A 23,664-nucleotide genomic window follows, 5' to 3' on the forward strand; every position below is an offset into this window, starting at 1 on the left:
AATTAACGATGGTTATGAAGTTATTGCGGGCGCCCGTCACCTGGAGAAAGTGGTCAAGGATAGGCGGGTCACTCCGGTAAAGTTTGATCTCCACGAGAGTGTTGAAGAGATGCGGCAAGCAATCGGCGACGTTGACGCGATTTACTTTACCGCTGAATCGGTCGCCAAGGACTTGCTACAGACGGATGCCTTCGGGGCGGTGAAACTGATGCAGGCGGCCGCTAAAAATGGGATCAAGCGTTTCGTAATGTTGAGCGCCCTGTTTTCGCGTGAGCCGACGAGATGGCGGCAGCTAGTTCTGATTTACCTTGCTTCTTTTGGATTTCTGCATAGGCAGTATTGAATTGACGATAGCCATCTGGTTTTAGGATTCCAAAGACATCACGAATAATTTTTTCTTGCCAGTCGATGAGGTCAAAAGGCTTACCAGCCCAGGTTCCCTTGGTATGGCATAGGCATTCGATAAATGAAACTGCAAAATCGGCAGCGTCTTTGTTGTAGACCGAATTCTTAGCCATGAACTGAGTGGGTTTATAATCTTTTGGTTTTCGCAAGAGGGCATCACATCCTTTCAGTTGTACTAAAAAAGCACTGAGAATTAACTCAATTCTTGGCTGATGATTAATTAAACTTGCCAGTTAATATCAAATTTACGTACCCGGCACGGTCAGTGGTCAAATAGTCGATCAGATCGTGGCAATTATAGTAGTAAGCGAGTCGTTTTACGTTTTCGACATCAAACATATTTACTTCACCGGTATTGCGAATTTGTAAAACCTGTTGGCGAATACGATCACGTTTGGCTAATTCATCTTTGATTCTGCTCATGACTAAGCCTCCTGGTTCTTAAAAGCAGCCGATCCAGTTAAATTTTTGAGTAGCACTTTCCGTTGTGCCTTGTATTGGGGACCAATAAAACCAAAACGCAGTAAAAAGCAGCGGAAAGCATATTTTTCATTACTTTCATCACGGCGCGTTGACATAATTCGCTGGTGACTCTTTGCGTATCGCACTAACTTATCGATCAATTGTTGATAAGCTGGAGCGTCATCGGTGTTAACTTCGGTGAACCAATCGAAGGTTACTTGTTGGTCATCAATTGTGAGAGGCAACGAGTTCAGTTGGCAAGCGTCTTTGATTAATTGTCCTTTTGCCCAGATTAAATGGCGTAGGTTATCTAGATCTTGGTAAGTAAGCTCATTGCGGCGATATGTTATGTTCAACTTGACCGTCTCGCTGGGTGTGAATACCTGTTGCTTAAGATGTGTTACTAATCCAGCAGGAATCTCATCTAGGGATAAAAGATTGCCATCCTTGCCAATCTGTTCGCAAGCAATGAGAGTAGATCCAGAACCACCAGATGTTCTTTACTTTGCTTTGGCCGGTCAAATTCCCAGATAGTGGATTCTTTCCGACCGGTGTACCATTCGTGTTTGCCAGTTTGTTTCCAGCCATAAAGAACTGGTTCGTGTTGCCATTGATAGGGCGAACGTCCTAGGACTAGGGATTATTTCTTCCAGATACAACAACCAGATAAATAAAAACCAGCATCTTGAAATGCTCGCCGAAAGTTTAATTCCTCAGTATCGGCATGTAAAATATAGATGCTGGCATCATTAGCCATTGCAGTATTCATATTTTGAAAAGCGGCTAGTAAAAATTGGTAAAACTTATCATCATCTTGATGGTCGTTCTTAATCTTGCCGGCTTTGCCTTGATAATCGACATTATAAGGTGGATCGGTAAGGACAAGATTAACTTGATGATCATCAAGTAACTTTTGATAACTCTCTTTTTTCGTGGCATCACCGCACAGTAGGGCATGTCGTCCCAAGTGCCAGAGATCGCCTACCTTAGAGAAAGTTGGCTTATTCAATTCGCTACCCACATCGAAATTGTCGTCATGAGTATCAACTTATGAATACAAAAAACGTAGCTTAAAACTACGTTTTTTGATATAAAATTCCTTATTTAGTAAATTTATAAATACTCAAAAGAAAAATCCTATTAAATCAAGGTTTATCAATGCCAAGATTTAATAGGATTCTTCAATTTCAGAGTTTTTTTCCAGATACTTTGTTTTCTCAATAATTACCATTTGATAATAATCTTAATATGACCTAAAACTAAGTTTCTCATTATCTCACCTTCTTTAATTATTTAAATTTGATTAAAACCCCATCTGTTGTTGGATGCAATTTTTTACTTTTTTGCTTACCAACAGAAGATGGATTAATTGCTTTTTTCTTTTTCTTCATTCGGTTTACCAAGTTCCAATGTATGGTGGTGGACCAATATGAATTCCGCTCATAAAACACATTATTTATTCATCTCCTTGAGATTAAATTCAATGCTTCATAATCACTTTAACCGTGACATCCAAAGGATTAATTTTCATTTTTTAACTCTTCCTTTCTTGATTACGGTTCTAATATACCTATAAAAACCAAAGCAAAATAAAAATGTCATATTCGAAATTATTTTTCAAATATGACATTTTTAACATTTTAAATTTTTAAGTAACTATTTCTCGTATTTGTCAAAAAATAGCTGAATTTGTTGTCCATATTCTGGCATACCTAGAAGATTAAAATTATTTATCGCAATCTTGCATTTGTCTAATGCCTTCTTATTATTAGTTTTTAGATATTCAATGAAATTTTCAAAAAATAATAAATCATTCTTATAAAAGAAGAGATCAGGATTAGTTTTAATTTGCGTCGCGCTTTGAATAAAAAAGTTTACATCGTTTAGTTTATGTTGCTCAATAGTAAAAACAAGTATATTAATAATAACCGCAAGAATTTTCTCTTGAATATCAATATCATTTTCCTTTTGATATTGATTAATGATTTGTGTAGCTATCATCTTATCAGTATTTAAGTCAAAGAATCGCATAAAATTACAAAATAAGGTTATCTTAGCCTCATTAAGATTAGGGATATTAAAAATTTGTTCCTTTATTTTTCTTCTGACTTCATTGTTGGGTCGTTCATCTGATCCTTTCATTGACTCCAGCCAACCATCAACTAGTAATTTTTGTTCTTGCTTGTCTTTCTTAGCTAAACTACTTTGATCAATTAACTTTTTAATGTGTTCAAGTTCTCGTTTATCATTATTATAATAAGCATCTAACATTAAATCATTAAAGTCTCGCAACTGTTGATATTTGAATTGGTCATCTTGATCCAACCGGTTAAAAAAGTCCCACGGTGAAATGTCATTATAGCGCAATAATGCTAATAGGTCACTTGCGGTAATTCGATGAATGTTTTTTTCTACTTTAGAATAATAAGATGTACTTATAATTTGTCCAATAAAATCTTTTTGTTTTTTATTTTGGCTAAGTCGATATTCTTTTAAAAGTTCTCCAATGGTCATTTTGTATCTCCTTAAAGCTTTCGAATACGACATTTTTCGTATTTTTATTATAGGACTTCTATTATAATCTGTGAAAACTAAGTAAGAAAGAGTCAACTATTATGAATATTTTCCTAAAAAACAAAGACTATCGTCAATTTTCTATTGCCAGTTTTCTATCCAGTGCTGGTGATATTCTCTTTTATTTAGCATTAATGACTTATGCTAGTAAATTACAAAACTACTCGCTTGCTTTATCACTAATTGCCATTTCAGAAGCAATTCCAAGATTTTTTGATATTTTCGGCGGTTATTTAGCTGATCGGACTCATCACAAATTTAAAAATATCTTCTTAATGTGTATGATTCGTTTTATTCTGTATTTTGTCGTTGGTTTGCTCTTTGCTAGTCATTTAAATGACTGGATCTTGGTATTAGCCGTTATTTTGATTAACCTTATCTCTGATACATTTGGCTCATATTCAAGTGGTTTAGTTTCTCCCTTGGTGGCCGATATTGTTGGTAAAGAAGATTTTGGTATTGCTGAAGGCTTTACTAGTGGTGTTGCTGAAGTAATTAATACAGTGGCTCAATTTGCTGGTGCCGGTTTGTTACTGTTTATGTCTTACTCTAGCTTAGCCTACTTCAATGCTTTAACCTTTTTAATTGCCGGTTTTCTTTATTTAAGAGTCGGCTATATACATCAGAAGAAGGGGGAATCACTTGAACATCAAGAAATAAATAAGAAAAATTTCTGGGAAACTATGAAAACTTCTTATAAACAGGTTAGAAAACAGCATAGCTTATTGAGTGTCGTACTGATCATAGCTATTTTAAATGGCATTTTGGATGCCATGGAAGCTTTAATCCCAATTGTCATGGCTGGTCATCGCTCTACGATGATTATTTCTACTTATAGTTTCACAATTGCTATTATTGGGGTAATTATCAGTATTGGTGCCGCCTTAGGTAGTATGTTTGGTCCACAATTGTTTAAAAAAGTTTCTATTTTTACTGTTATTATTCTAGCTTTGATCTTTGGTTTTGGAGTTACTAGTGGTGCTTTAATTGCTAATCTTTATGTAATTTTGCCTTTCTATTTCTCGTTAGCAGTAACTGCTAGTTTAGGCTCTATTAAACTAACTCAATGGCTAGTAACAACTGTCGATCATAAAATTTTAGCTTCCAGCGTCGGGTTATTGAATACAATTTTAATGATAACGGCACCAATTATGACGACTTTTTTAACTAGTATTTCTGGTTTTAGCAACATTCAATATGCCTTATTAGGTTTGTTAATTATAGAAGCTTTAGTTTTGATAATCACTGTTAAAATATATATTCAAAGTAAAAGAAACTTACAGACTACTAAAAAAGCTATGTTTACACGAACTAAATAATTTAATAAGTGGTAATATTTAGCCTTATATTATTTTTTCCATTAGTATCAATTCTTTTACAAATCTACCCCTTTTTCTAGTGCAACAAAACATTCATGTAAAGCTTCAGCACTACGTTCAGCAGGTGTCATAGTAGCCCATTTTCCAGTAAACGGCTCATCAGGCTTCATGTGAAGACTATTACGCGCTTGGGCATCTAATTCTTCAGCAGTATACGTTTTTGTTTTTTTCTTTGACCAATCAGTGCCTTGTTCTACTAGTTTTCCATGGTAGTATTTAGTCTTATACTTCTTCCCATTATTGTTTACTACAGACAGAAGTGGGAGTTGCTGTTGAACAGGCTTATGCTTCTTGCCAGCCAAACGATAATTATAATTTTCTAAGTCTGTCATATTTTCAACATGGTTAGCAATGATGCTTTCCATTGTAGACTCATAGTATTTCCATGGATTAGAGTTAGTATGTTTCTCTACATATTTGCGAACATGTTTTACTACCTCTACAGAGGTCTTAGATTCATAACTCTCATCTTCGGCAGCAAGCAAGTCAGTCATCAACAAAACTAACTTATCCTTATCCCAATCACCGCTGATCTTGTTGAGCGCAATGTTCAGCGCTTTTTCTTTCTCTTCGCCTAAGTTGACGACTACACACTCAGCTTCTTTGATTCCTTCATCCTGGAGAATCTTTAATCGCTGGTGTCCACCGACTACGTGACCAGTTTGTTGGTTCCAGATTATTGGATCAACGTAGCCGAACTCTTTCATTGAACGTTTTAACTTTTCGTAGTCGAGATCACCCGGCTGCAGATCCTTACGTGGATTGTAGTCATCGGTCATAATCTTGACTATTTTTTCTAATGAACGATCAGCTGGAGCATCAATCACGGCTTCATCATGGATGTGCATGACAATAGAGTTACCAGTAGCTTCTAAGCGTCGCATTGCTTCAGCTAACAAGTCACGACTGGCTGCTTTGACAATGTTTTCAACGAGCTTTGCCCCATAGGTTTCAATACGGGACCACTTTTTAACAGTGTTAATACCCATAAAGGTAATTGATTCGCTACCAAAACGGTTAGTACCAATCTTGGGTTGGGGGTAGCAAAGGTTGCGACCTGACCGTAATCGTAAGAACATACAGCCACTACGATAAATAAACTTCATTCCGTGAGTGGTTTGCGGTAGATGTGTTTTAATGCATTCTTTTGCTGCTCTGTCGATATCCCACCAAAACTGCACTATATGAGGACTGGCATTACGCCACATTTGTACTAACGGGGGTAATTCTTCCTCGGTTAAACCCAATTTAATGGCACCCATCGCTTTGAGTGCACCGATGGAACCACCATAGCCTAGTGCAAGCTCAGCAATCTTACCCTTTTGCCGGAGTCCACCATTGATTCCATGTTTAACAACGGGAACCCCGAACATCTGACTAGCGGATGCACAGTAGATGTCCTCTAAGTCAGGCATTGAATTTCGAGGAAGGTTTTGTACTTGTACTAAGTGCCCAGCCCACCGGCCAGTCCGATTGGCACCATAAAATTGCCGGAGTCCATGGACACGACCATCTTGGCACATTGCTTTTTGCATTGCCTGATACTTCTTTACACTAGATTTTGATAACAGCTGACGCAGACTTAGAACTTGATGGACCGTATCAGTAGTAGTATGTAAAAGCTGAGCTACTGCAGCCTTCGAGAGCGAATTAGTTTTTACTCCCTGTTGATGAAGCCAATCCTTCAACTGTAATGGTGAGTTGGGATTGGCTAGGCCAGTTAGTTTCTGCGAAACTTGCAAGTATTGATCGTGGAAATTTTTCTGGCATCTGATGGCGTTGTTAACCAGTTGTTGATCAATCCGAATACCACGATCATTGATATCCTGATCCATCCAGTAGTTTCCCCATTCATTTTTTGTAACGGGAAAGCGTTCGAGCTTCTGGGTGATTTCCATTTCAACTTCAACGTCACGTTGGTTGTACTGTTTGAATTGCTGCCATTTGTTAGGTGCATGATAAGGAAAGTTACGTGTGCGCTTTTGATTAGATTTGGTTGGCTTGCAGGGAGTACAAAAGTAGTGTACGAGTTCTTTCCCAGCCGTAATTTTCTGACGAGGAAGCCCTAAAACGGTACCAACGTCGCGTAACGATAAGGGAAGACCAAGGGTAGCGGACCAGACTCGTGAGCAGTGCCAACCGACCGGCTTTAGGCGATGTCCCACAAAGCGTGATAGGCAAACTCGTTCAAATTGAGCGTTAAAAGCACTCTTAATAATGTCCTTTTTATTTTTTATTTTTTTCAAAAGACGAACAATTAAATAGATATTATTCTAATAAATCTGTAAAAATATGAATAATTTATCTAAAAGTCATGAAAAAAGTCAATTTATGTGGTAAAATCTGATCATTGATTAATCGAGAGGGAGAAACAATGAACAACGATATTGAAAAAATTTTATTTAATCAAGAGCAATTAAATAAGAGAATGGACGAGCTGGCTCAGCAACTGGATAAGAAATACAAGGACCAACAGCCAATCGTTATTCCAGTTATGAACGGAGCAATGATTTTTGCTGCGGACATGGTTAAACGCCTCGATTTTAAATTAACCGTTGATCCGATCAAAGTTTCAAGCTATGTTGGAACTAGTTCAACTGGCAAGGTTACTGTCACTCAAGATATTAAGTCAGATGTTAAAGGACGCCCGGTTTTGTTCATGGAAGATATTATTGATACGGGCAGAACCTTGAAGTATTTGTTCGATTTAATGAAAAAGCGTGGTGCTAAGAGCGTCGAAACTTGCTGCATGCTCGACAAGCCAGAAACCAGAGTAGTCGATTTTCACGCTGATTATTTTGGCTTTACGGCACCAAACGCATTTTTAGTTGGCTATGGCTTGGATTATAATGGTTTTTACCGCAATTTGCCTTATATTGGTGTTTTGAAAAAAGAAGTATACAGCAAGTAGGATAAAAGAAGAATTTAGCTTATAATAAAAATGATTCATTAAAACACATGTGTAATACATGTGTTTTCTTTTTTCAAAAAGCGGGGCAAATAATGACTCAAAAGCAGATCAAAATGGTAACCATCGCACTGATGCTGGGAAATGTGATGGCCGGTCTAGATGGAACGATAACCAACACGGCTATTCCAGCAATTGTCTCAAATTTGCATGGGATACAATTCATGGGGTGGATCGTTGCCGTTTACTTGTTAGGGATGTCGGTGTCGATTCCAATCTGGACCAAAATTGGCGAAAAAATTACGAATAAAGCAGCCTTTCAAATTTCTTTGTTGTTGTTTGTTCTTGGTTCGGCGCTTGAAGGCATTGCACCAAATATCTACTTCTTCTTGGCATCAAGAATGATCATGGGAATTGGTGGCGGCGGTATGGGTTCGCTGCCATACATTATTGCTGGCTATGTCTTTAAAAATATTAAACGCAGGACACAAATTTTGGGCTTGCTGACTGCTAGTTTTAACGGTGCTGCAATTCTCGGCCCATTAGTGGGCGGATACTTGATTGATGCCTTATCTTGGCGCTGGGTCTTCTACATCAATATTCCAATTGGGGTTATCGCTTTACTGATTTGTTTAATCTTTTATAAGCCGGTTTCGCCTAAGACTTCACCAGTCTTTGATTTGCCAGGTGCTGGTTTATTGGTTAGCAGCCTAATTTTGTTTTTGCTAGGTATTCAATTGTTGGGGATAACTTCTAACTGGATTGTTGCCTTGTTGATTTTGATTAGTATTGCAGCGGCCTTTGCGTTCTTTAAGAGAGAAAAAAGAGCACAAAATCCAATTATTCCGTTAACAATTTTTAAAAAGCATGATCTAAACGGTGATTTCATGCTCTTTGCCTTTACATGGGGAGCATACATTGCCATCAATACTTATTTGCCAATGTGGGCTCAGGCATTGCTAGGAATGTCGGCTCTAGCTGGTGGGATGACGCTGATACCTAATTCAATTGTAGAAATTACCGCATCGCAGACTGTTGCAACCATTCAGGAGCATGTGCGTACTTTTACCTTGGTGATGATCGGGATTATCACGATGCTGATTTCTTCAGGCGGGATGTTTTTAGCAACGTTGCAGACGACTCTGTGGCTGTTAACAGTTTTAGCTGCCTTTTCCGGAATCGGAGTTGGCTTTATTTTCGTTGTCCTGCAAGTTAAAGTACAGGTTGATGCGGGAATGAAAGATATGCCAACAGCAACGTCTACTTCATATTTGATCAGAATCTTGGCACAAACAATGATGGCCGCGATTTATGGGGTCATCATGAATCTTTCGCTTGAGCACGGAATTGCCAACCATCGAGATATTACGATGAGCATGATGAACAAATTGAGTGACGCGACAACTGCAAAAACATTGCCACAGCATTTGCTTCCAGAAATGAGAGTGATTTTTCACTCAGGAATTAAAGAAATCATGCTTGTATCCTGCATTCTGCTTTTTATTGCCACAGCGCTTAATTTTTATTACAACTGAAAGAAATCTTCCAAAAAATACTTGTCATAATTAGAATTAGCAAGCATAATTATTGATAGAGCATAAAGAGGTTGAGAAAAATGTCTCAATCTTTTTATTTTTGGCATTTTTTAGAAAAGGGTGAGGTTATGACTAAGAAGCAGGTTACCATGGTAACTTATGCGATGATTTTGGCGAATGTCATGGCTGGATTAGATAGTACGATAATCAACACGGCTATTCCGGCTATTATTGCTGATTTGCATGGTATTAAATTTATGGGTTGGATTATTGCACTTATGTTGCTCGGGATGTCGGTTTCAACGCCGATTTGGAGCAAAGTGGGTGAAAAAATCGGCAATAAGGCTGCCTTTGAATTATCTCTGCTTTTATTTGTCTTAGGTTTACTCTTTCAAGGACTTGCTCAAAATATGTATTTCTTTTTAGCTGCCCGGACGGTCATGGGAATCGGAGCCGGTGGTATGGGATCGATTCCGTATATTATGGCGGGGCAGATTTTTACCAATATTAAAAAGAGAACGAAGATCTTGGGCTATATTGGTGCCAGTTTCAGTGTTGCAGCAATTGTTGGTCCATTAGTTGGCGGGTATCTGGTTGACTCCTTTTCATGGCATTGGGTTTTCTATATCAATATTCCAATTGGCTTAATTGCGGCACTGTTGTCTGTTTGCTACTATCGAGATACTGCAGTTAGAGAAAAATCCCACTTTGATCTTTGGGGTTCACTCTTGGTAGTTTGCGGTTTAGTATCATTTTTACTAGGAATTCAGTTGCTGGGGATGGCCAGTCTGCCGATTATTCTTGGCTTGATTATTTTAGGAATTGTCATTCTGATTTTCTTCTTCAAATACGAAATTCATGAAAAGAATCCGGTAATTCCAATTAGCATGTTTAAAAATAAGGCTTTGGTCGGCGATCTGCTTCTTTTTACTTTTACTTGGGGCGCCTTTTTAGCGGTAAATACTTACCTGCCAATGTGGGCACAGGGGCTATTGGGAACCACAGCCTTAATCGGTGGGATGACTCTGATCCCCAACTCAATCGCAGATACAGTTGGTACTTTGGTCGTTAACCCGCTTAAAGAGCGCTTTAACGACCGAACATTAATCTTCATGGCAATTATCTGCATGCTGATTTCTAGCCTCTCAATGGTCCTAATACCGAGCGATACAAGCTTCTGGATAATTACGGCTTTAGCTACTTTTTCTGGTTTTGGTGTAGGTTTTATCTTTGTTTTATTGCAGGTAAAGGTTCAAGTTGATGCGGGTGAGGAAAATATGGCACCTGCAACTTCCTTGTCCTATTTAATTAGAATTTTGGCTCAAACGGTTATGGCTGCGATTTATGGCGTAATCATGAATTTAGCCTTAGCTAGAGGCGTGTCAACGAATCATGAAGTAACGATGGGCATGATGAATAAGTTGAGTGATGCCAAGGCAGCGGTTCACTTGCCAATTGAACTGCTGCCAATCATGCGCAATATTTTCTATACTGGATTGCGAGACATTATGTTGTGCTCAACTATTTTATTGATTATTGCGCTGTTTTTAAATTTCCACTATAACCAAAAGAAGAATTAGTTAAAAAGCATATTCTGTTTACGGGCAAGAATGTGCTTTATGATGAAGACAAGTTTTGTGGTATTGCCTATTATGTCATTAGCGATTCAACCGTTTATTTGACTTACTTAGCCGTCAACAAGGATTTGCGAGGTCAAGGCTATGGTACGAAAATATTATCTCTTTTGGAGAAGCAATATCCGGACCAGGCAATTGTGATTGATATTGAGCCGGTTGTGCCAACTGCCAAAAATTATCAGCAGAGAGTGAGTCGTTTCAAATTTTATGAGCGTGATGGCTTCCATCGTACCGATCAAAAATTAAAAGATCAAGATGGAGAGTTTGAAGCTTTGACTACAGGCAAAAAATTTAATAAATCTGGATTTGTTAAAGCTTTAAAGCAGATGAGCTTTGGCTTTTATTAATTTAAAGTAGAAAAATAAAGTGTCAAGCGTCGCTGTCGTCTATGCCAGTGACGCTTTCTTGTTTGACAAAAAGAGTCGACCTAAGATTCTAAATGAGAGGTGAAAAAATGAAATTTAGTGATCAAATTAAGCAGCTGCGCCAAGAAAAGGGATTATCGCAAAGTCAGTTTGCCAGCAAGCTGCGTGTTTCTAGACAAGCCGTTTCTAATTGGGAGAATGACCGTAATTTGCCTGATCTTGAAATGCTGATTGAGATTAGTTCTATTTTTCATATCTCTCTAGATAAATTGATTTTAGGAGACGAGAATATGAACAAGATGACAGAAAAGCTGATCAAAGATACGGATGAAAATCGTAAGGCAAAGTTCAATATGGTTACCATGATTATTGGTTTTGCCATTATGCTAATGGGTGCGTTGTGCCTTTTTATTAAGTCCATTTCAGTGGAATATGTTGATAGACAAGGATTTCTGCACGAGAACTTTTTCCTGATACCCATGGATTATCTGTTTGCTTTAGCGGGTTAATTGTAATTATTACCGGGGAAATTATTTATCTGCACCATAAACATCAAAAGAAATAAGAAAAAGGGAGGCAAGTTGATTGCCTCTCTTTTTTGGATATTCAAAATGGGTAATTTTATTGGTAAATTTTACCTTCTTGTTTTTCCTTGTTCTTTTCTTCCAAGGCTTTTTCACTGGCAGATTGTTTTGGCAAAATCCAGTTAAGTATCATACCGATAATGGTTGAAAGAGCAACAGAAGTCAATTGGAAGTTGCCAAGTTGCAAGTAGGCACCACCGATACCGATTACTAAGATAACTGAAGCAATCAGCATGTTGCGTTTTTCACCAAAATCAATCTTGTTATCAACTAGGATCTTCAAACCGTTAGAAGCAATTGTTCCGAAAAGCAGGAATGAAATCCCACCGATTACTGACATTGGAATTGATTCAATGACAGCGGCAAGCTTGCCTACGAAACTGAAGATGATGGCACAAACAGCGGCACCAGCTAAAACGTAAACTGAGTGAACCTTGGTCATTGCCAAGACACCAATGTTTTCACCATAAGAAGTTGTAGGAGGACCACCAATGAAACCAGCAATAATCGTTGCCAGACCATCACCCAGCATTGTCCGGTGAAGACCTGGGTCTTTGAAGAAGTCACGCTTGGTCAAGGAATTCAAAACCATAATGTGGCCCATGTGTTCAGTCATAGTAACAAAGGCAATTGGAGCCATTGCCAAAATAGCAGCTGGATACCACTTGAAGTGGTAGGAAATACCAGGCATATCAAGTGCTGGCAGTGAGAACCAGGCAGCTTTTTGTACGCCAGAGAAATCAACGATTCCCAGAGCGCAGGAGAGCAAGTAGCCGCAGATGATACCAAGCATGATTGAAACCAAACTAGTGAAGCCTTTAAAGTACATTTGGAAGATCAAAGTCATTACCAAAGTGAAGATTGCGACGCCGAAGTAGGTTAAATCGTATTTTTCATTCTTAAGCATGGCATCGTTAGCAGCAGTTGTAGCCAATGAAAGTCCGATAACGATGATGATTGGACCAACAACGATTGGTGGCAAAACTTTATTTACCCAAGCTGAACCAATTTGGCTGATGATGATTGAAACGACTACGTAAACCAAACCAGCAGCAATCGCACCTTGGGCTACGGCTGGATAGCCATCTGTTTTCATTAAAGCTTGCATTGTAGCTACAAAGGCAAAACTTGAACCTAAGTATGCAGGAATCTTGAAGTGAGTGCAAAGCATGTGCACCAGAGTACCAACGCCTGAAGATAAAAGAGCGATACTTGGACTAATTCCGATTAAAATCGGTACTAAAACCGTTGAGCCGAACATGGCAAACATGTGCTGCAATGAAAGCAGGACACCTTGCGCAAATTCCGGCTTTTCATAAACATCTAAAATCGCATCCGGATTGCGAAAGTTTTTCATATTATTCTTGTTCATTTTTACTCCCAATTTTGTTAATCATTACTTGATTAAAGAAATTGCATCCTGATCGTCAACTTCGGTTAGCGAAACCTTAACTTGTTCATCGACAGCAGTTGGTATGTTTTTTCCAATAAAATCAGGTCTGATTGGCAATTCGCGGTGACCGCGATCAACTAAAATTGCCAGGTTGATTTTGGCAGGGCGACCTTGATCCATTAAAGCATCAAGTGCAGCTCTGATTGTCCGACCGGTGAACAGAACGTCGTCAACTAAAATTACGTTTTTGTCGGTAATATCTAAATCAAGCTGTTGATTATGAATCATGCTCTTTTTTTCATCTTCTGGCAAATCATCACGATACTTGGAAATATCGAGGGCGCCTACAGGAATGTCGACGTCTTCCAGGCGTTTCAAATTTCCGGCAATTCTTTGGGCCAGATATAAACCACGAGTTTTAATTCCAATCAAAACCAAGTTTTTGGTTCCTTTGTTGCGTTCGACAATTTCATATGTCATTCGCATCAAAGCACGCTTAATTCCGATTGCGTCAACTATTTGTTTTGACATAACATCTTCCTTTCATGATGATGACCGGAAAAGAAAAAGACCATTCTGGACACTGAGTCCAAGATGGTCTTTCTGGAGCATGCACAAAAAGCATGACTAACGCAGATTTCCTTCTTAGCCTCACGGGACTAACTTTAAAGGTCATCATTCCTATTTGCCTCTTATTTAACTAGCTTTTAATAAATTTGTCAATTACTATTTTAACTTTTGCCTGCAGGATTATTTGTAGTAAAAATTTATCCCATATTTCTAATAACGTTGATTCTAAACAAGATTAAATTCAAAACCACGATTCCGGCAGTTACGATGAAGACCATGCTGTAGCTTGAAAAGCCGGAAATCGTCGATCCCAGAAGCGGTCCAACGATATTACCGATATACATTGCAGACTGATTCCATGAAAAAATTCTTCCTGTAACTTTGCCTGGTGAATTTTTGGTTAGCATAGTTTGCACTTGAGGAAACAGGCAAGCATCGGTAAAGCCAACCAAAAAACGCAGGATACACAATTCCAAAGTATTTTGCACAAAGGCTGTTAAAAAGAAGAGAATTGTAGCACCAATAAATCCAGCAATGATTATCTTTTGCGTTCCGATTTTATCGCCTAATGCGCCAAAACGTGAAGCAGCTAAGAAGGTTGCAATTCCCGGTAAGGCGGCAATAATGCCTGAAATGAAGACGACATTGCCATGATTGTTCATTAATTGTCTGACATAAAGGGAAACAATTGGATTAATAGAGTTGTTTGCCGCTTGAATAATCAATGTAGTAAGCAACAGTCCAGAAATAAGGGCAGGACTCTTAAGTTCATGAATAACGCCGCTTGCTTTGTCCAATTTCTTCTCTGTTACTGGTTTGAAGCCCTCTTCATGGACAAAGAAGAGTGAAAGCAAGAAACAGATTAGTAAAAGACCACCAGTGATAAAGAATGTAATCCGATAGCTAAACATTGAGGCTAAGGCTCCACCAACAAAAGGCCCGAGCAAGTTGCCTGCCGTAAAGGAAGATGCCATTGTCCCTAAGGCTTGTCCGGAATTTTGTTTAGGCGTTTCAGTGGCAATCAAGGCATTGGAGTTGGAAACAAAGCCAGCAAAAAATCCCTGCAGCATTCTCAAGAAGAACAGTTGCCAAACATTTGTCACTAATCCCATTGCAGCAAGAACAATCGCCATTCCCAGTGAAGCACGCAAAGTCATCAGCTTGCGTCCTTTTTTATCTGCAAGCTTGCCCCACCAAGGTGATACAACTGCCGAAACAAAATAAATGCCAGAAAAGACAAAGCCGGACCAGAAGTTTAATTGCTGATGAGTAAAAGTCCCTAAAGTGTCAATATAGAGCGGCAAAAACGGCATAACTTCCGAAAAGGCGATTCCAGCGATAAAAACCGCAATTGAGAGCACTAGTAAGTTTCGTTTCCAAATTGGCTTTTTGTTGTTCACGTAAACTCCTCCTTATTTGATAATGCATTTATCTTATTACATAATTTCTAAGAAAATTTAATGAAAATTAAAAGCTGCTTGCTTCTTTTTACTAAAAACGAATATTAGATGAATAAAAAGCCTATAATGTTAATAAAATGTGTTGAAAACTATGATGAGCTTTGCTATACTCGAGGCATAAATTCAAATAATACGAATTTTAGGGAGAATAAAAATGAAATTTAAGAGATTTATTGTTGGGATCGTCGCCGTCGGCGCGGCTTTAATGGCAACTGCTTGTTCGGGCAGCAAAAGTTCAAGCAGCAACAAGACCTATACGCCAAAAGAATTAACTGTTGAATTTGTTCCGTCTGTTCAAGCAAATAAGATAGAGGCAAAAGCAAAACCGCTGGCAGCTTTGCTTAAGAAACAATTGGGCATTCCTGTTCGTGTTATCGTTTCAACTGATGATGACGGAATGATTGAAGGAATGGCTTCTAAAAAAGTTGATGTCGGTTTCATGCCGCCAGCTACTTACGTTTTAGCGCACAAGAAGAAAATTGCTGATGTTCTTCTGCAAGCTGAGCGTTATGGCTATAATGAACCAAGTGGTACTGTAAATCACACTTTAGTCCACTCATACCGTGCCGGAATTTATGTTAAAAAAGGTTCTAAGATCAAGTCCTGGAAAGATTTGAAAGGCAAGACGATTGGTGTTCAAGATGCAGTTTCAACTTCTGGTTATATTTTCCCAATTGTAGAGCTGTATAAAAAAGGTTTGAACGTTCTTAAATCTTGCAAGCTCGTTCAAATTAAAGGTGATGACCAAGCAATTATTTCTGTTGAAAATGGAGATGTCGATGCTGCCTTCACTTTCGCGGATGCTCGTCCAATAGCTGCTCAAGATGATCCTAAAGTAATGAAGGATGTTGTGCCTATTTACTTTACCAAGCCAATTCCTAATGATACGATTTCGGTTCGTCATGATATGAGCTATAAATTCAGAAAAAAGCTTGCCAAAGCCTTCAAAGCAATTGCAAAGTCTAAGAAGGGCAGAAAGATTATTGAAAGCATCTATTCACACTACGGCTATGTAAGTTCTAAGGATTCAAATTTCGATATTATTCGGCAATATGACAAGATTTTGGCCAAACTTCAAAAGTAATTTAGTCTAAGATAATTTGTTCATACATTTGAAAAGCTGTACTTCTTTTTGAAGTGCAGCTTTATTTTTATCTTAGTTGGCAGTAGTCCCTGCGTGTACTAATATATTTAGCAACTATAGTACACAAGAAGACTAATATGAACATCAGTATCACTGAAAAGTTGAATATTTCACTCAGTCGCGGCAGTCAATATTATTCTGAGTGGAATCAAAAGAATGGCCTGAACGATTATCTGTCTTTGATAATGTACGAATTGCTCATTCGCAAACGGCTAACGCAAAAATAACTAGCCGAATTAGGCGATTTGCCAAAGCAGTCAATCAATAAAGGCATAAAAATCTTAAAAGACCAAGGCTACTTGGAATTGATTGTTGATTCTCACGATAAGCGAGTAAAATTCTGTCAGTTAACTGCGGCAGGACATAAATTTACTCAATTTAGCGATCGTGATTGCAATGGGTGCATGGATGATTATTTCAGGTCAAGTTTCTGCAGCTATTGGTTTGGGCTTGATTGTAACTTTCGTTGAATATTCGCAAACATACTTCGAACCAATCACTCAAGTAACTTCAATTTATTCAATGATTCAATTAGCTTTGACCGGTGCCAGAAGATTAGCTGAGGTTGAAGAGCAGCCTGATGAAGATGCAGTGCCAAATGGTAAAAAAGATTGGCAGTTTGCAGACGGCATTAAAACTGGAAAATGTTCATTTTGGCTACAATAAAGATAAGGAGATCTTGCACGGCGTTAATATTACTGTGCATAAAGGCAAGTCGGTCGCCTTAGTTGGACCAACCGGTTCTGGAAAGACGACAATTATGAACCTGCTGAATCGTTTTTATGATGTTGATTCGGGCAGAATTACTTATGATGGAACGGATTTGCGGCAAATTCAGCTGAAGACGCTGCGAGATAAGATTGGCATCGTCTTGCAGGACTCCGTTTTGTTTACGGGGACAATTGCTGACAATATTCGTTATGGCAAACCTGATGCTTCAATGGATGAAGTGATTGCTGTCCGAACGAGTTTTGTTATTGCCCACCGCTTAAAGACGATCCTGAATTCAGATAAAATTGAAGTACTGAAAAACGGTACGGTAATTGAAGAAGGCAACCATGAAAAACTGCTAAAAGAACATGGTTTCTATTATAAGTTGTATACTGATCAAACTGCTTTTGATTAAATATGTTATAATAAATGAGATGAATTAATGAATAGTAAGCCGCTAGGGGTGCTGTTAAGCTGAGATGATACCCTTTGAACCTGAACAAGATAATACTTGCGCAAGGGAAGTGAAATAATGCAAATAACTTGTACTCCTATTTGGCTTATTAATATTAGCTAGTTAGGAGTATTTTTTATGTTTAAAAGATCATCGAAATGGGATGTTAAAGCAGTTATTTTGGTAGCACTGATTGGAATAATCATGGGCGTAGTCTATACTTATGGATTCAACAATTTGTATAATCTGTGTAAATTAGCGCTTTTGCCCACAGGTTATGCACCAGTGATGGATATGATATTTTCTGGTCTGTGGTTTATGGCAGCACCGCTTGCAATGTATTTTGTTCCCACGGTCGGATCGGGCACAATTGGCGAAGTATTGGCATCTATTGTTGAAATGGCATTGGGCGGGCAATGGGGCGCGCTGACGGTTTTGGAAGGACTGATTCAGGGTGCTGCTAATGAAATAGGTTTTTTCCCTAAGAAAAAGCGTTATATCAACTTTTCATGGGCAAGCGTCTTAACTGGTGCCTTTTTTGCCAATCTTGGTGCTTATATTCCACAATATTTCTTGTATGGCTGGTATAAATACAGCTTCAATTTACAGGTTGCAATGTTTATTGCTGGAATTATTTCTGCCTTACTGTTTGATGGTGTCCTAGTTAAGCTGATTACTAATTTGTTTGATCGAATTTTGAAGCCTGAACTTTCATAAGCGTTTTTTTACTTCTCTCTTTTAGTTCTACAATAATAATAGGTAGAGATAAGCGCTTACAGTTGCGAAAGGGAGAGGATTTTTTGACCAGTAAGTGAAAACAAGAGGAAGCGGAGGCTATAAAGAACTGGAATCCGCGTTATAAACGAAATATCATCATTTACCTTTTGATATATGGCATTTTAGGTGCAGTCACTGGAATTACCAATGATGCAGCTCTTTCTTACTACAAAATTGTTGCACCACAATTAATTTCAAGTTTGAATATTTTTAATGCCGCAACGGCAATCTTGATGTCTTTGATGATTGCCACTGTTCACAAATTGGGTTACCGCAAAACTTTGTTGATTTTACCACCAATGACGGCAATTTTCATGGCTTTAACGTGTGTTACCAGCAATGAAATTGTGATTATGTTTGCTTATACCATCTCATGGACGGCAATCGAGGTTTATGACTTAATATACCCGTTAATGTGGACTTCTTATGTGCCTGGCAAAATCAGAACTAATAGGCTTTTTTTGTATTCATTATTTGTGGGAAAGAACAGATCTGACTTTCGTTGTCAGCATGTCAATTGCCACATCGTTTTCTCCACCTTCAGGCACGATGATGTCAGCATAGCGCTTGGTAGGCTCAATGAATTGATGATACATCGGCTTAACTGTGCTTAAGTATTGATTGATAACGGAGTCAAGAGAACGGCCGCGCTCCTTCATATCCCGCTCCAATCGTCTGATAAAGCGAATGTCGTCATCAGTGTCGACATATACTTTAATGTCCATCAGATTGCGGATAGCTTCATTGGATAAAACCAGAATCCCTTCCAAAATAATGATATCGGATGGTTCGACATAGATGGTCTTTTCACTGCGAGTATGGGCGGTAAAGTCATAAGTTGGCATTTCAATTGGCTTGCGATGAAGCAGCTGATTGAGCTGAGCTTCAAGAAGCGGCATGTCAAAAGCATCTGGATGATCATAATTGATCTTCTTTCTTTCAGCCATTGGAACACCAGTATTATCTTTATAGTAAGAATCCTGCGTCAAAATGGTGATATGGTCATCATCATTAATTTCATCAGCAATTTCATGTGCGATCGTTGTTTTACCACTCCCTGAACCACCGGCAATGCCGATAATTACAGGTTTATCAAGTTGTGTCATGTTATTCTCCTTTTTTCATTTCAATATCATCTTAACGATAAAGACTGATCATGACAATACTTTGTGCAAAAGAATCGACTGCAAGCAATTGAAGACCGGATAATTGAGTGTACGAATTTAAAAATGATTAGTAAATAGTGAACAATAAGTAGAACGCATCATAAAAATGTTTGGAAATAAATTAAGATTTCTTTTACATTTTCTGAAAAAAAGGTAGAATAATAGTTATATGAATTTAAAGGAAGGGATAAGGACCCATGACACCAATCATTGAATTTAAACATGTTGATAAATATTACGGCAAGTTTCACGCTTTGAAGGATATTAATTTAAAAATTAATGAAGGTGAAGTTGTTTCTATTATTGGACCTTCTGGTGCAGGTAAAAGTACGCTTATTCGTACGATGAATGGTCTGGAAAAGATCAATAAAGGTCAATTGCTGGTTACTGGCTATGATTTGGCTGATAAAAAGACCGATATCAATAAAATTCGTAAAAATGTGGGCATGGTTTTCCAGCACTTTAATTTATACGATAATCACACCGTCCTTGAAAATGTTACTTTAGCCCCAAAGATTGTTTTAAAGCGTCCTGATGATGAAAATAAAAAGATCGCGATGCAATATTTGGAAAAAGTTGGTATGGTCGATAAGATTAACTCTTATCCAAGACAATTATCTGGTGGTCAGAAGCAGCGTGTTGCAATTGCGCGTTCACTTGCAATGAAGCCAAAGGTAATTTTGTTTGATGAACCAACTAGTGCCCTTGACCCTGAAATGATTCAGGATGTGCTTGATGTTATGAGATATGTTGCTGAACAGGGAATTACAATGGTTGTTGTAACTCACGAAATGGGCTTTGCTCGTGAAGTAAGCAATCGTTTGATTTTCTTTGATGCAGGTCATGTTTTGGAAGATCGGAAGCCAGAAGAATTTTTCGCACATCCAAATACCGAACGTGCACGTGAATTCTTAAGCAAAGTCATTTCCAAAGATTAAGGGTGTAAACCATGAAAAAATTAAAAAAGATTATCCTGCTGATGCTAGGATTCATGATGGTTTTTGCCTTGGCAGGTTGTACGAAGAAAAACGATAATACATACGAACATGTAAAGCAAAGCAAGACGATTGTTTGGGGAATTAGAGCAGATACTCGGTTGTTCGGCTTGACTAATATTAAAACCGGAAAAATCGAAGGTTTTGAAATTGATTTGGCCAAAGCACTTACTAAACAAATGTTAGGCAGCTCTGCTCATGCTGAATTCTTAACGACAACTGCCAACACTAGAATTCCTTTGCTTAAGAATCATAACGTTGATGCTGTTTTGGCAACGATGACTATTACTAAAGAAAGAGCCAAGCAAGTTGATTTTACTAATCCATACTTCCCAGCTGGTTCTTCATTATTGGTTCCAAACAGCAGCAAAATTACTAATGTTAAACAGTTGAATGGCAAGACCGTTTTAGCCGTTAAAGGGACGACGGCGGTTGACGACGTCCATAAATATGCACCTAAAGCTAAAGTGTTTCAATATGATGACTATGGTCAGGCAATGTCGGCTTTGAAAGCTGGACAAGGTGTTGCTTTGACTACTGATAATGGTTTGCTTGCCGGTATTGCTCAAGAAAATCCTGGCTATAAATTGGTTGGTGGCGTTTATACAAATGCTCCATATGGAATTGCCGTTAACAAGGGCCAGACACAAATGGTAAATCATTTGAATACTGCGTTAGCTGAACTTAAGAAAAATGGTACCTACAATCGTTTAATCAATAAATGGTTCAAAGGTATTCCAGGCTTTGATGTGAAGGAGTTGTTGAAGTAATGTGGTCGATTCTTACAAACAACTGGTCTAGTTTTCTAACAGGTTTTTGGAATACGATTTTGTGTAGTGTGATTGCCCTAATTTTTAGTTTAATTTTGGGAATTTTCTTTGCTCTGCTTGAAGTTGCCCCACCAAAATTTGAACGCATTATTGCACACATCTATATCGAAGTTTTCAGAAATATTCCTTTGTTGGTCATTGTGATGATCTTCTATTTGATTGTTCCGCGCTTTTTCTTTAAGCTCTCTGGTTTTCAATCAGGTACGATTGGCTTAACCTTGTATACTTCCGCATTTATTGCTGAAACGGTTCGCTCAGGTATTAATTCAATCGGTGAGGGCCAAATGGAAGGTGCCCGTTCAAACGGAATGACTTATATACAAGCAATGCGCTATGTTATTTTGCCACAGGCAATGAAAATTGTTATTCCGCCATTAGGCAACCAATTTGTTAACTTAATCAAAAACTCTTCAGTTTTAGCCTTTGTTGCCGGTTTTGATTTAATGTATCAGGCTCAGTTGATTGCCTTTGCGTCTTTTCAAACAATTGACACTTATATTGTAGTTGGCTTGTTCTATTTGGTTTTGACCTTGCCATTAAGCTACTATTTGCGCCACTTAGAGAAGAAACTCGCAAACTAGAATAGGAAGGAAGAAAAATGGAAACTTTTATTCATGCTTATTCATGGGTTGATATCAACTTCTTATTACAAGGTTTGTGGGTAACAATTTATGTTTCGCTGATTTCGATTATTTTAAGTTTTGTCCTGGGATTGATTTTCGGTCTCTTGCGTTATATGAAGATCAAATATGTTTCAGCAATTGTAGGTTTTGTTATTGATATTATTCGTAACTTGCCTTTGCTGCTGATTATTTTCTTTACATACTTCGGTCTGCCAGAATTGGGAATTGTTACCAATCAAACGGCGGCTTCGATTATTGCCTTGGTTATTTTTGAAGGCGCAATGCTGGCTGAGATTGTTCGTAGTGGTATTTCATCAATTGATCCTGGACAAATGGAAGGAGCCCGTTCCAACGGAATGACCTTTGGTCAGGCAATGTATCACGTTGTGATGCCACAGGCTTTGCATAACATGATTCCAGCTTTATTGTCACAGTTTGTTTCCTTAGTTAAGGATACTTCTTTGGCAACGATTATTGTTTTGCCTGAACTTCTTTACCACGCACAAATTATTTATAGTCAAAACACTACGTATATTATTCCAATGTACGTAATTATTGCGGTAATGTACTTCATCGTTTGCTTCTGTTTGTCGATGTTTGCCAGCTACTTGCAAAAACGTTTTAAGATGGACTAAAAAAATACAAATAAATCCAAAAGAAAATACTAGTTGCATGCTAAGATTAAGTAGGTAACTAGTATTTTTTTGCAGGAAAAAAGATGGATATTAATAAACAATTAACTGATCGACAGCGAATTGAATTAACCAAGAAGTCTTACGAAGAACTGAAATTGGGACAAAAAGTTGAAATCGATCATCATTTTATCGGAATTGTCACTAATTCAGTTTATGAAGAAGATGGTTTGCGAGCTTTTGTAATTGCTAATCCAAGAGAAATTACTATTCTTTTTAAGGGCTCATACGGTATCGCAAAAGGCAATCCTACCACTTGGAGGGATGAATGGCTGCGAACTAACTTACCGATTTTGGTCGCATTACTGGCCAATGAAAGAAAGATTCCTAGTCAACTAAAAAGTGCGGCTCATCTGCTTAATCAGACTATTCATGAATATAAGGGTGAGCACTTCTACGTTTATGGTCATTCTTTAGGCGCTATCAATGCGCAGTATGCTTTAGCTAATTGTCGTCATCCAGATCGAATTGCCGGGGCATATCTTTATGAAGGAACCAATATCTGGCTTCTGCTGGATCAGAGGCAGCGCCACCGCGTGAATGAGATGAGACAGAAGATTTATAATTATGTTGATATCTATGATCCGGTAACTTTAGGAATTACTGCCAGTCACCATATGATTGGCAAATTGTGCTATGTTGATAGTGAAAAGATGCCACCAATCAAACAGCACTTATGGGGTGGTTATCAATTTGATAAAAATGGCAATGTAAAGTTGCGGGAAGTTGACGACGCCTTTTTGCAGGAAAGCATGAGTGAGCATAAATTGTTGTCCCGCTCAAATGATTTGGCCTACTCCGTTGAAAAAATGGGCCAGGCTGGAGAAATACGGCAGCTTGCCAATCGCAAATTTAAAGAGTTGCAGCAGCGTTGGCCAGACAAGCGTGGCTGGTCAAAAATTAATGATTTTTTGAACAAGTCAGGCCTTTTAAAAGATAAAAATGACTAAAAAAAGGCTTAGCCTTGAAAAGCTAAGTCCTTTTTGTTTACTTTAATATT

22 protein-coding genes, 5 pseudogenes and 1 riboswitch are annotated in these 23,664 nt (G+C 38.2%); of the genes and pseudogenes, 17 read left to right on the forward strand and 10 right to left on the reverse strand.

Annotated elements, in window-relative coordinates; translation table 11 throughout:
• Positions 1-49: 49 nt before the first annotated feature.
• Positions 50-343, forward strand: a complete 294-nt coding sequence (locus B2008_RS07425) for an NAD(P)H-binding protein (RefSeq protein ID WP_286822641.1) — start codon at positions 50-52, stop codon at positions 341-343.
• Here the strand turns inward: B2008_RS07425 and B2008_RS07430 are convergent.
• The 5 genes and pseudogenes from B2008_RS07430 to B2008_RS07450 form a co-directional block, all read right to left on the reverse strand.
• Positions 279-554, reverse strand: a pseudogene (locus tag B2008_RS07430) (terminase large subunit); the annotation flags it as partial. The gene B2008_RS07425 and the pseudogene B2008_RS07430 overlap by 65 nt on opposite strands.
• Before the next feature lie 67 nt (positions 555-621).
• On the reverse strand, positions 622-828 hold the full coding sequence (locus tag B2008_RS07435; protein ID WP_281829988.1) for a DUF5049 domain-containing protein: 207 nt from the start codon (positions 826-828) through the stop codon (positions 622-624).
• 2 nt (positions 829-830) lie between these two features.
• The gene (locus tag B2008_RS07440) at positions 831-1,112 is read right to left on the reverse strand and encodes a hypothetical protein (RefSeq protein WP_281829986.1); all 282 of its coding nucleotides are present in this window, start codon (positions 1,110-1,112) and stop codon (positions 831-833) included.
• 177 nt (positions 1,113-1,289) lie between these two features.
• Positions 1,290-1,912: pseudogene (locus B2008_RS07445) on the reverse strand (DNA-methyltransferase); the annotation flags it as partial.
• Between the two features lie 611 nt (positions 1,913-2,523).
• Positions 2,524-3,381, reverse strand: a complete 858-nt coding sequence (locus tag B2008_RS07450; protein WP_281829984.1) for a helix-turn-helix domain-containing protein — start codon at positions 3,379-3,381, stop codon at positions 2,524-2,526.
• A 101-nt stretch (positions 3,382-3,482) separates the two neighbouring features.
• Between B2008_RS07450 and B2008_RS07455 the strand changes: the two genes are divergently transcribed.
• On the forward strand, positions 3,483-4,760 hold the full coding sequence (locus tag B2008_RS07455) for an MFS transporter (RefSeq protein WP_056985402.1): 1,278 nt from the start codon (positions 3,483-3,485) through the stop codon (positions 4,758-4,760).
• A 530-nt stretch (positions 4,761-5,290) separates the two neighbouring features.
• Here B2008_RS07455 and B2008_RS07460 read toward each other — a convergent pair.
• Positions 5,291-5,599, reverse strand: a pseudogene (locus B2008_RS07460) (ParB N-terminal domain-containing protein); the annotation flags it as partial.
• Between the two features lie 1,595 nt (positions 5,600-7,194).
• On the opposite strand from B2008_RS07460, the gene hpt reads away from it, so the two are divergent.
• From hpt to B2008_RS07485, 5 genes are all read left to right on the forward strand, one after another.
• Positions 7,195-7,731, forward strand: coding sequence for a hypoxanthine phosphoribosyltransferase (gene hpt, locus B2008_RS07465; RefSeq protein WP_281829980.1), 537 nt, complete (start codon positions 7,195-7,197; stop codon positions 7,729-7,731).
• A gap of 92 nt (positions 7,732-7,823) precedes the next feature.
• On the forward strand, positions 7,824-9,263 hold the full coding sequence (locus tag B2008_RS07470; protein ID WP_281829979.1) for an MFS transporter: 1,440 nt from the start codon (positions 7,824-7,826) through the stop codon (positions 9,261-9,263).
• A 128-nt stretch (positions 9,264-9,391) separates the two neighbouring features.
• Positions 9,392-10,843, forward strand: a complete 1,452-nt coding sequence (locus tag B2008_RS07475; RefSeq protein WP_281830078.1) for an MFS transporter — start codon at positions 9,392-9,394, stop codon at positions 10,841-10,843.
• A gap of 11 nt (positions 10,844-10,854) precedes the next feature.
• Positions 10,855-11,247, forward strand: a complete 393-nt coding sequence (locus tag B2008_RS07480; protein WP_414672005.1) for a GNAT family N-acetyltransferase — start codon at positions 10,855-10,857, stop codon at positions 11,245-11,247.
• A gap of 107 nt (positions 11,248-11,354) precedes the next feature.
• Positions 11,355-11,774 carry a helix-turn-helix domain-containing protein gene (locus tag B2008_RS07485; protein WP_281829975.1) on the forward strand — a complete coding sequence of 140 codons (420 nt, stop codon included), beginning with the start codon at positions 11,355-11,357 and terminating at the stop codon, positions 11,772-11,774.
• A gap of 112 nt (positions 11,775-11,886) precedes the next feature.
• Here B2008_RS07485 and B2008_RS07490 read toward each other — a convergent pair whose 3' ends face one another.
• The 3 genes from B2008_RS07490 to B2008_RS07500 form a co-directional block, all read right to left on the reverse strand.
• Complete coding sequence (locus B2008_RS07490) at positions 11,887-13,221, reverse strand: uracil-xanthine permease family protein (RefSeq protein WP_281829973.1); 1,335 nt, start codon at positions 13,219-13,221, stop codon at positions 11,887-11,889.
• 24 nt (positions 13,222-13,245) lie between these two features.
• Positions 13,246-13,773 (reverse strand): bifunctional pyr operon transcriptional regulator/uracil phosphoribosyltransferase PyrR, encoded by a 528-nt coding sequence (gene pyrR, locus B2008_RS07495; RefSeq protein ID WP_281829972.1) that lies wholly within the window; start codon positions 13,771-13,773, stop codon positions 13,246-13,248.
• Positions 13,774-14,009: 236 nt separating this feature from the next.
• Positions 14,010-15,212 (reverse strand): MFS transporter, encoded by a 1,203-nt coding sequence (locus B2008_RS07500; RefSeq protein WP_281829971.1) that lies wholly within the window; start codon positions 15,210-15,212, stop codon positions 14,010-14,012.
• Positions 15,213-15,426: 214 nt separating this feature from the next.
• Here B2008_RS07500 and phnD point away from each other — a divergent pair, with 214 nt between their 5' ends.
• The 5 genes and pseudogenes from phnD to B2008_RS08300 all read left to right on the forward strand — a co-directional run.
• On the forward strand, positions 15,427-16,356 hold the full coding sequence (phnD, locus tag B2008_RS07505) for a phosphate/phosphite/phosphonate ABC transporter substrate-binding protein (protein WP_281829970.1): 930 nt from the start codon (positions 15,427-15,429) through the stop codon (positions 16,354-16,356).
• A 137-nt stretch (positions 16,357-16,493) separates the two neighbouring features.
• Positions 16,494-16,643: a hypothetical protein gene (locus tag B2008_RS07510; protein WP_281829969.1), complete on the forward strand. Its 150-nt coding sequence runs from the start codon at positions 16,494-16,496 to the stop codon at positions 16,641-16,643.
• Positions 16,644-16,767: 124 nt separating this feature from the next.
• Positions 16,768-17,542: pseudogene (locus B2008_RS07515) on the forward strand (ABC transporter ATP-binding protein); the annotation flags it as partial.
• Positions 17,543-17,576: 34 nt separating this feature from the next.
• Positions 17,577-17,667, forward strand: a riboswitch (TPP riboswitch).
• A 52-nt stretch (positions 17,668-17,719) separates the two neighbouring features.
• Positions 17,720-18,298: an ECF transporter S component gene (locus tag B2008_RS07520; protein WP_281829967.1), complete on the forward strand. Its 579-nt coding sequence runs from the start codon at positions 17,720-17,722 to the stop codon at positions 18,296-18,298.
• 119 nt (positions 18,299-18,417) lie between these two features.
• Positions 18,418-18,807: pseudogene (locus tag B2008_RS08300) on the forward strand (MFS transporter); the annotation flags it as partial.
• 21 nt (positions 18,808-18,828) lie between these two features.
• Here the strand turns inward: B2008_RS08300 and udk are convergent.
• Positions 18,829-19,464 (reverse strand): uridine kinase, encoded by a 636-nt coding sequence (gene udk, locus B2008_RS07525; RefSeq protein ID WP_281829965.1) that lies wholly within the window; start codon positions 19,462-19,464, stop codon positions 18,829-18,831.
• Between the two features lie 257 nt (positions 19,465-19,721).
• Between udk and B2008_RS07530 the strand changes: the two genes are divergently transcribed.
• The 5 genes from B2008_RS07530 (at position 19,722) to B2008_RS07550 (ending at position 23,614) form a co-directional block, all read left to right on the forward strand.
• Entirely contained in the window at positions 19,722-20,462 is a 741-nt protein-coding gene (locus B2008_RS07530) for an amino acid ABC transporter ATP-binding protein (protein ID WP_281829963.1), read from the forward strand.
• An 11-nt stretch (positions 20,463-20,473) separates the two neighbouring features.
• Entirely contained in the window at positions 20,474-21,289 is an 816-nt protein-coding gene (locus B2008_RS07535; protein ID WP_281829961.1) for a transporter substrate-binding domain-containing protein, read from the forward strand.
• A complete protein-coding gene (locus tag B2008_RS07540) occupies positions 21,289-21,930 on the forward strand; it encodes an amino acid ABC transporter permease (protein ID WP_281829960.1) in 642 nt (213 codons plus the stop codon). The genes B2008_RS07535 and B2008_RS07540 overlap by 1 nt, the downstream gene beginning before the upstream one ends.
• Before the next feature lie 17 nt (positions 21,931-21,947).
• A complete protein-coding gene (locus tag B2008_RS07545) occupies positions 21,948-22,607 on the forward strand; it encodes an amino acid ABC transporter permease (RefSeq protein WP_281829958.1) in 660 nt (219 codons plus the stop codon).
• Between the two features lie 83 nt (positions 22,608-22,690).
• Complete coding sequence (locus tag B2008_RS07550; protein ID WP_281829956.1) at positions 22,691-23,614, forward strand: Mbeg1-like protein; 924 nt, start codon at positions 22,691-22,693, stop codon at positions 23,612-23,614.
• Positions 23,615-23,664 lie beyond the last annotated feature (50 nt).

The organism is Lactobacillus sp. UBA5813, from assembly GCF_002417895.1.
Classification (GTDB): Bacteria; Bacillota; Bacilli; order Lactobacillales; family Lactobacillaceae; genus Lactobacillus; species Lactobacillus amylolyticus.

What these genes read in the sequence shown, in the direction of transcription:
- B2008_RS07435 (WP_281829988.1), bottom strand. Translation starts at nt 828, where the DNA reads ATGAGCAGAATCAAAGATGAATTAGCCAAACGTGATCGTATTCGCCAA.
- B2008_RS07450 (WP_281829984.1), bottom strand. Translation starts at nt 3,381, where the DNA reads ATGACCATTGGAGAACTTTTAAAAGAATATCGACTTAGCCAAAATAAA.
- B2008_RS07455 (WP_056985402.1), top strand. Translation starts at nt 3,483, where the DNA reads ATGAATATTTTCCTAAAAAACAAAGACTATCGTCAATTTTCTATTGCC.
- hpt (WP_281829980.1), top strand. Translation starts at nt 7,195, where the DNA reads ATGAACAACGATATTGAAAAAATTTTATTTAATCAAGAGCAATTAAAT.
- B2008_RS07470 (WP_281829979.1), top strand. Translation starts at nt 7,824, where the DNA reads ATGACTCAAAAGCAGATCAAAATGGTAACCATCGCACTGATGCTGGGA.
- B2008_RS07475 (WP_281830078.1), top strand. Translation starts at nt 9,392, where the DNA reads ATGACTAAGAAGCAGGTTACCATGGTAACTTATGCGATGATTTTGGCG.
- B2008_RS07485 (WP_281829975.1), top strand. Translation starts at nt 11,355, where the DNA reads ATGAAATTTAGTGATCAAATTAAGCAGCTGCGCCAAGAAAAGGGATTA.
- B2008_RS07490 (WP_281829973.1), bottom strand. Translation starts at nt 13,221, where the DNA reads ATGAACAAGAATAATATGAAAAACTTTCGCAATCCGGATGCGATTTTA.
- pyrR (WP_281829972.1), bottom strand. Translation starts at nt 13,773, where the DNA reads ATGTCAAAACAAATAGTTGACGCAATCGGAATTAAGCGTGCTTTGATG.
- phnD (WP_281829970.1), top strand. Translation starts at nt 15,427, where the DNA reads ATGAAATTTAAGAGATTTATTGTTGGGATCGTCGCCGTCGGCGCGGCT.
- B2008_RS07510 (WP_281829969.1), top strand. Translation starts at nt 16,494, where the DNA reads ATGAACATCAGTATCACTGAAAAGTTGAATATTTCACTCAGTCGCGGC.
- B2008_RS07520 (WP_281829967.1), top strand. Translation starts at nt 17,720, where the DNA reads ATGTTTAAAAGATCATCGAAATGGGATGTTAAAGCAGTTATTTTGGTA.
- udk (WP_281829965.1), bottom strand. Translation starts at nt 19,464, where the DNA reads ATGACACAACTTGATAAACCTGTAATTATCGGCATTGCCGGTGGTTCA.
- B2008_RS07530 (WP_281829963.1), top strand. Translation starts at nt 19,722, where the DNA reads ATGACACCAATCATTGAATTTAAACATGTTGATAAATATTACGGCAAG.
- B2008_RS07535 (WP_281829961.1), top strand. Translation starts at nt 20,474, where the DNA reads ATGAAAAAATTAAAAAAGATTATCCTGCTGATGCTAGGATTCATGATG.
- B2008_RS07540 (WP_281829960.1), top strand. Translation starts at nt 21,289, where the DNA reads ATGTGGTCGATTCTTACAAACAACTGGTCTAGTTTTCTAACAGGTTTT.
- B2008_RS07545 (WP_281829958.1), top strand. Translation starts at nt 21,948, where the DNA reads ATGGAAACTTTTATTCATGCTTATTCATGGGTTGATATCAACTTCTTA.
- B2008_RS07550 (WP_281829956.1), top strand. Translation starts at nt 22,691, where the DNA reads ATGGATATTAATAAACAATTAACTGATCGACAGCGAATTGAATTAACC.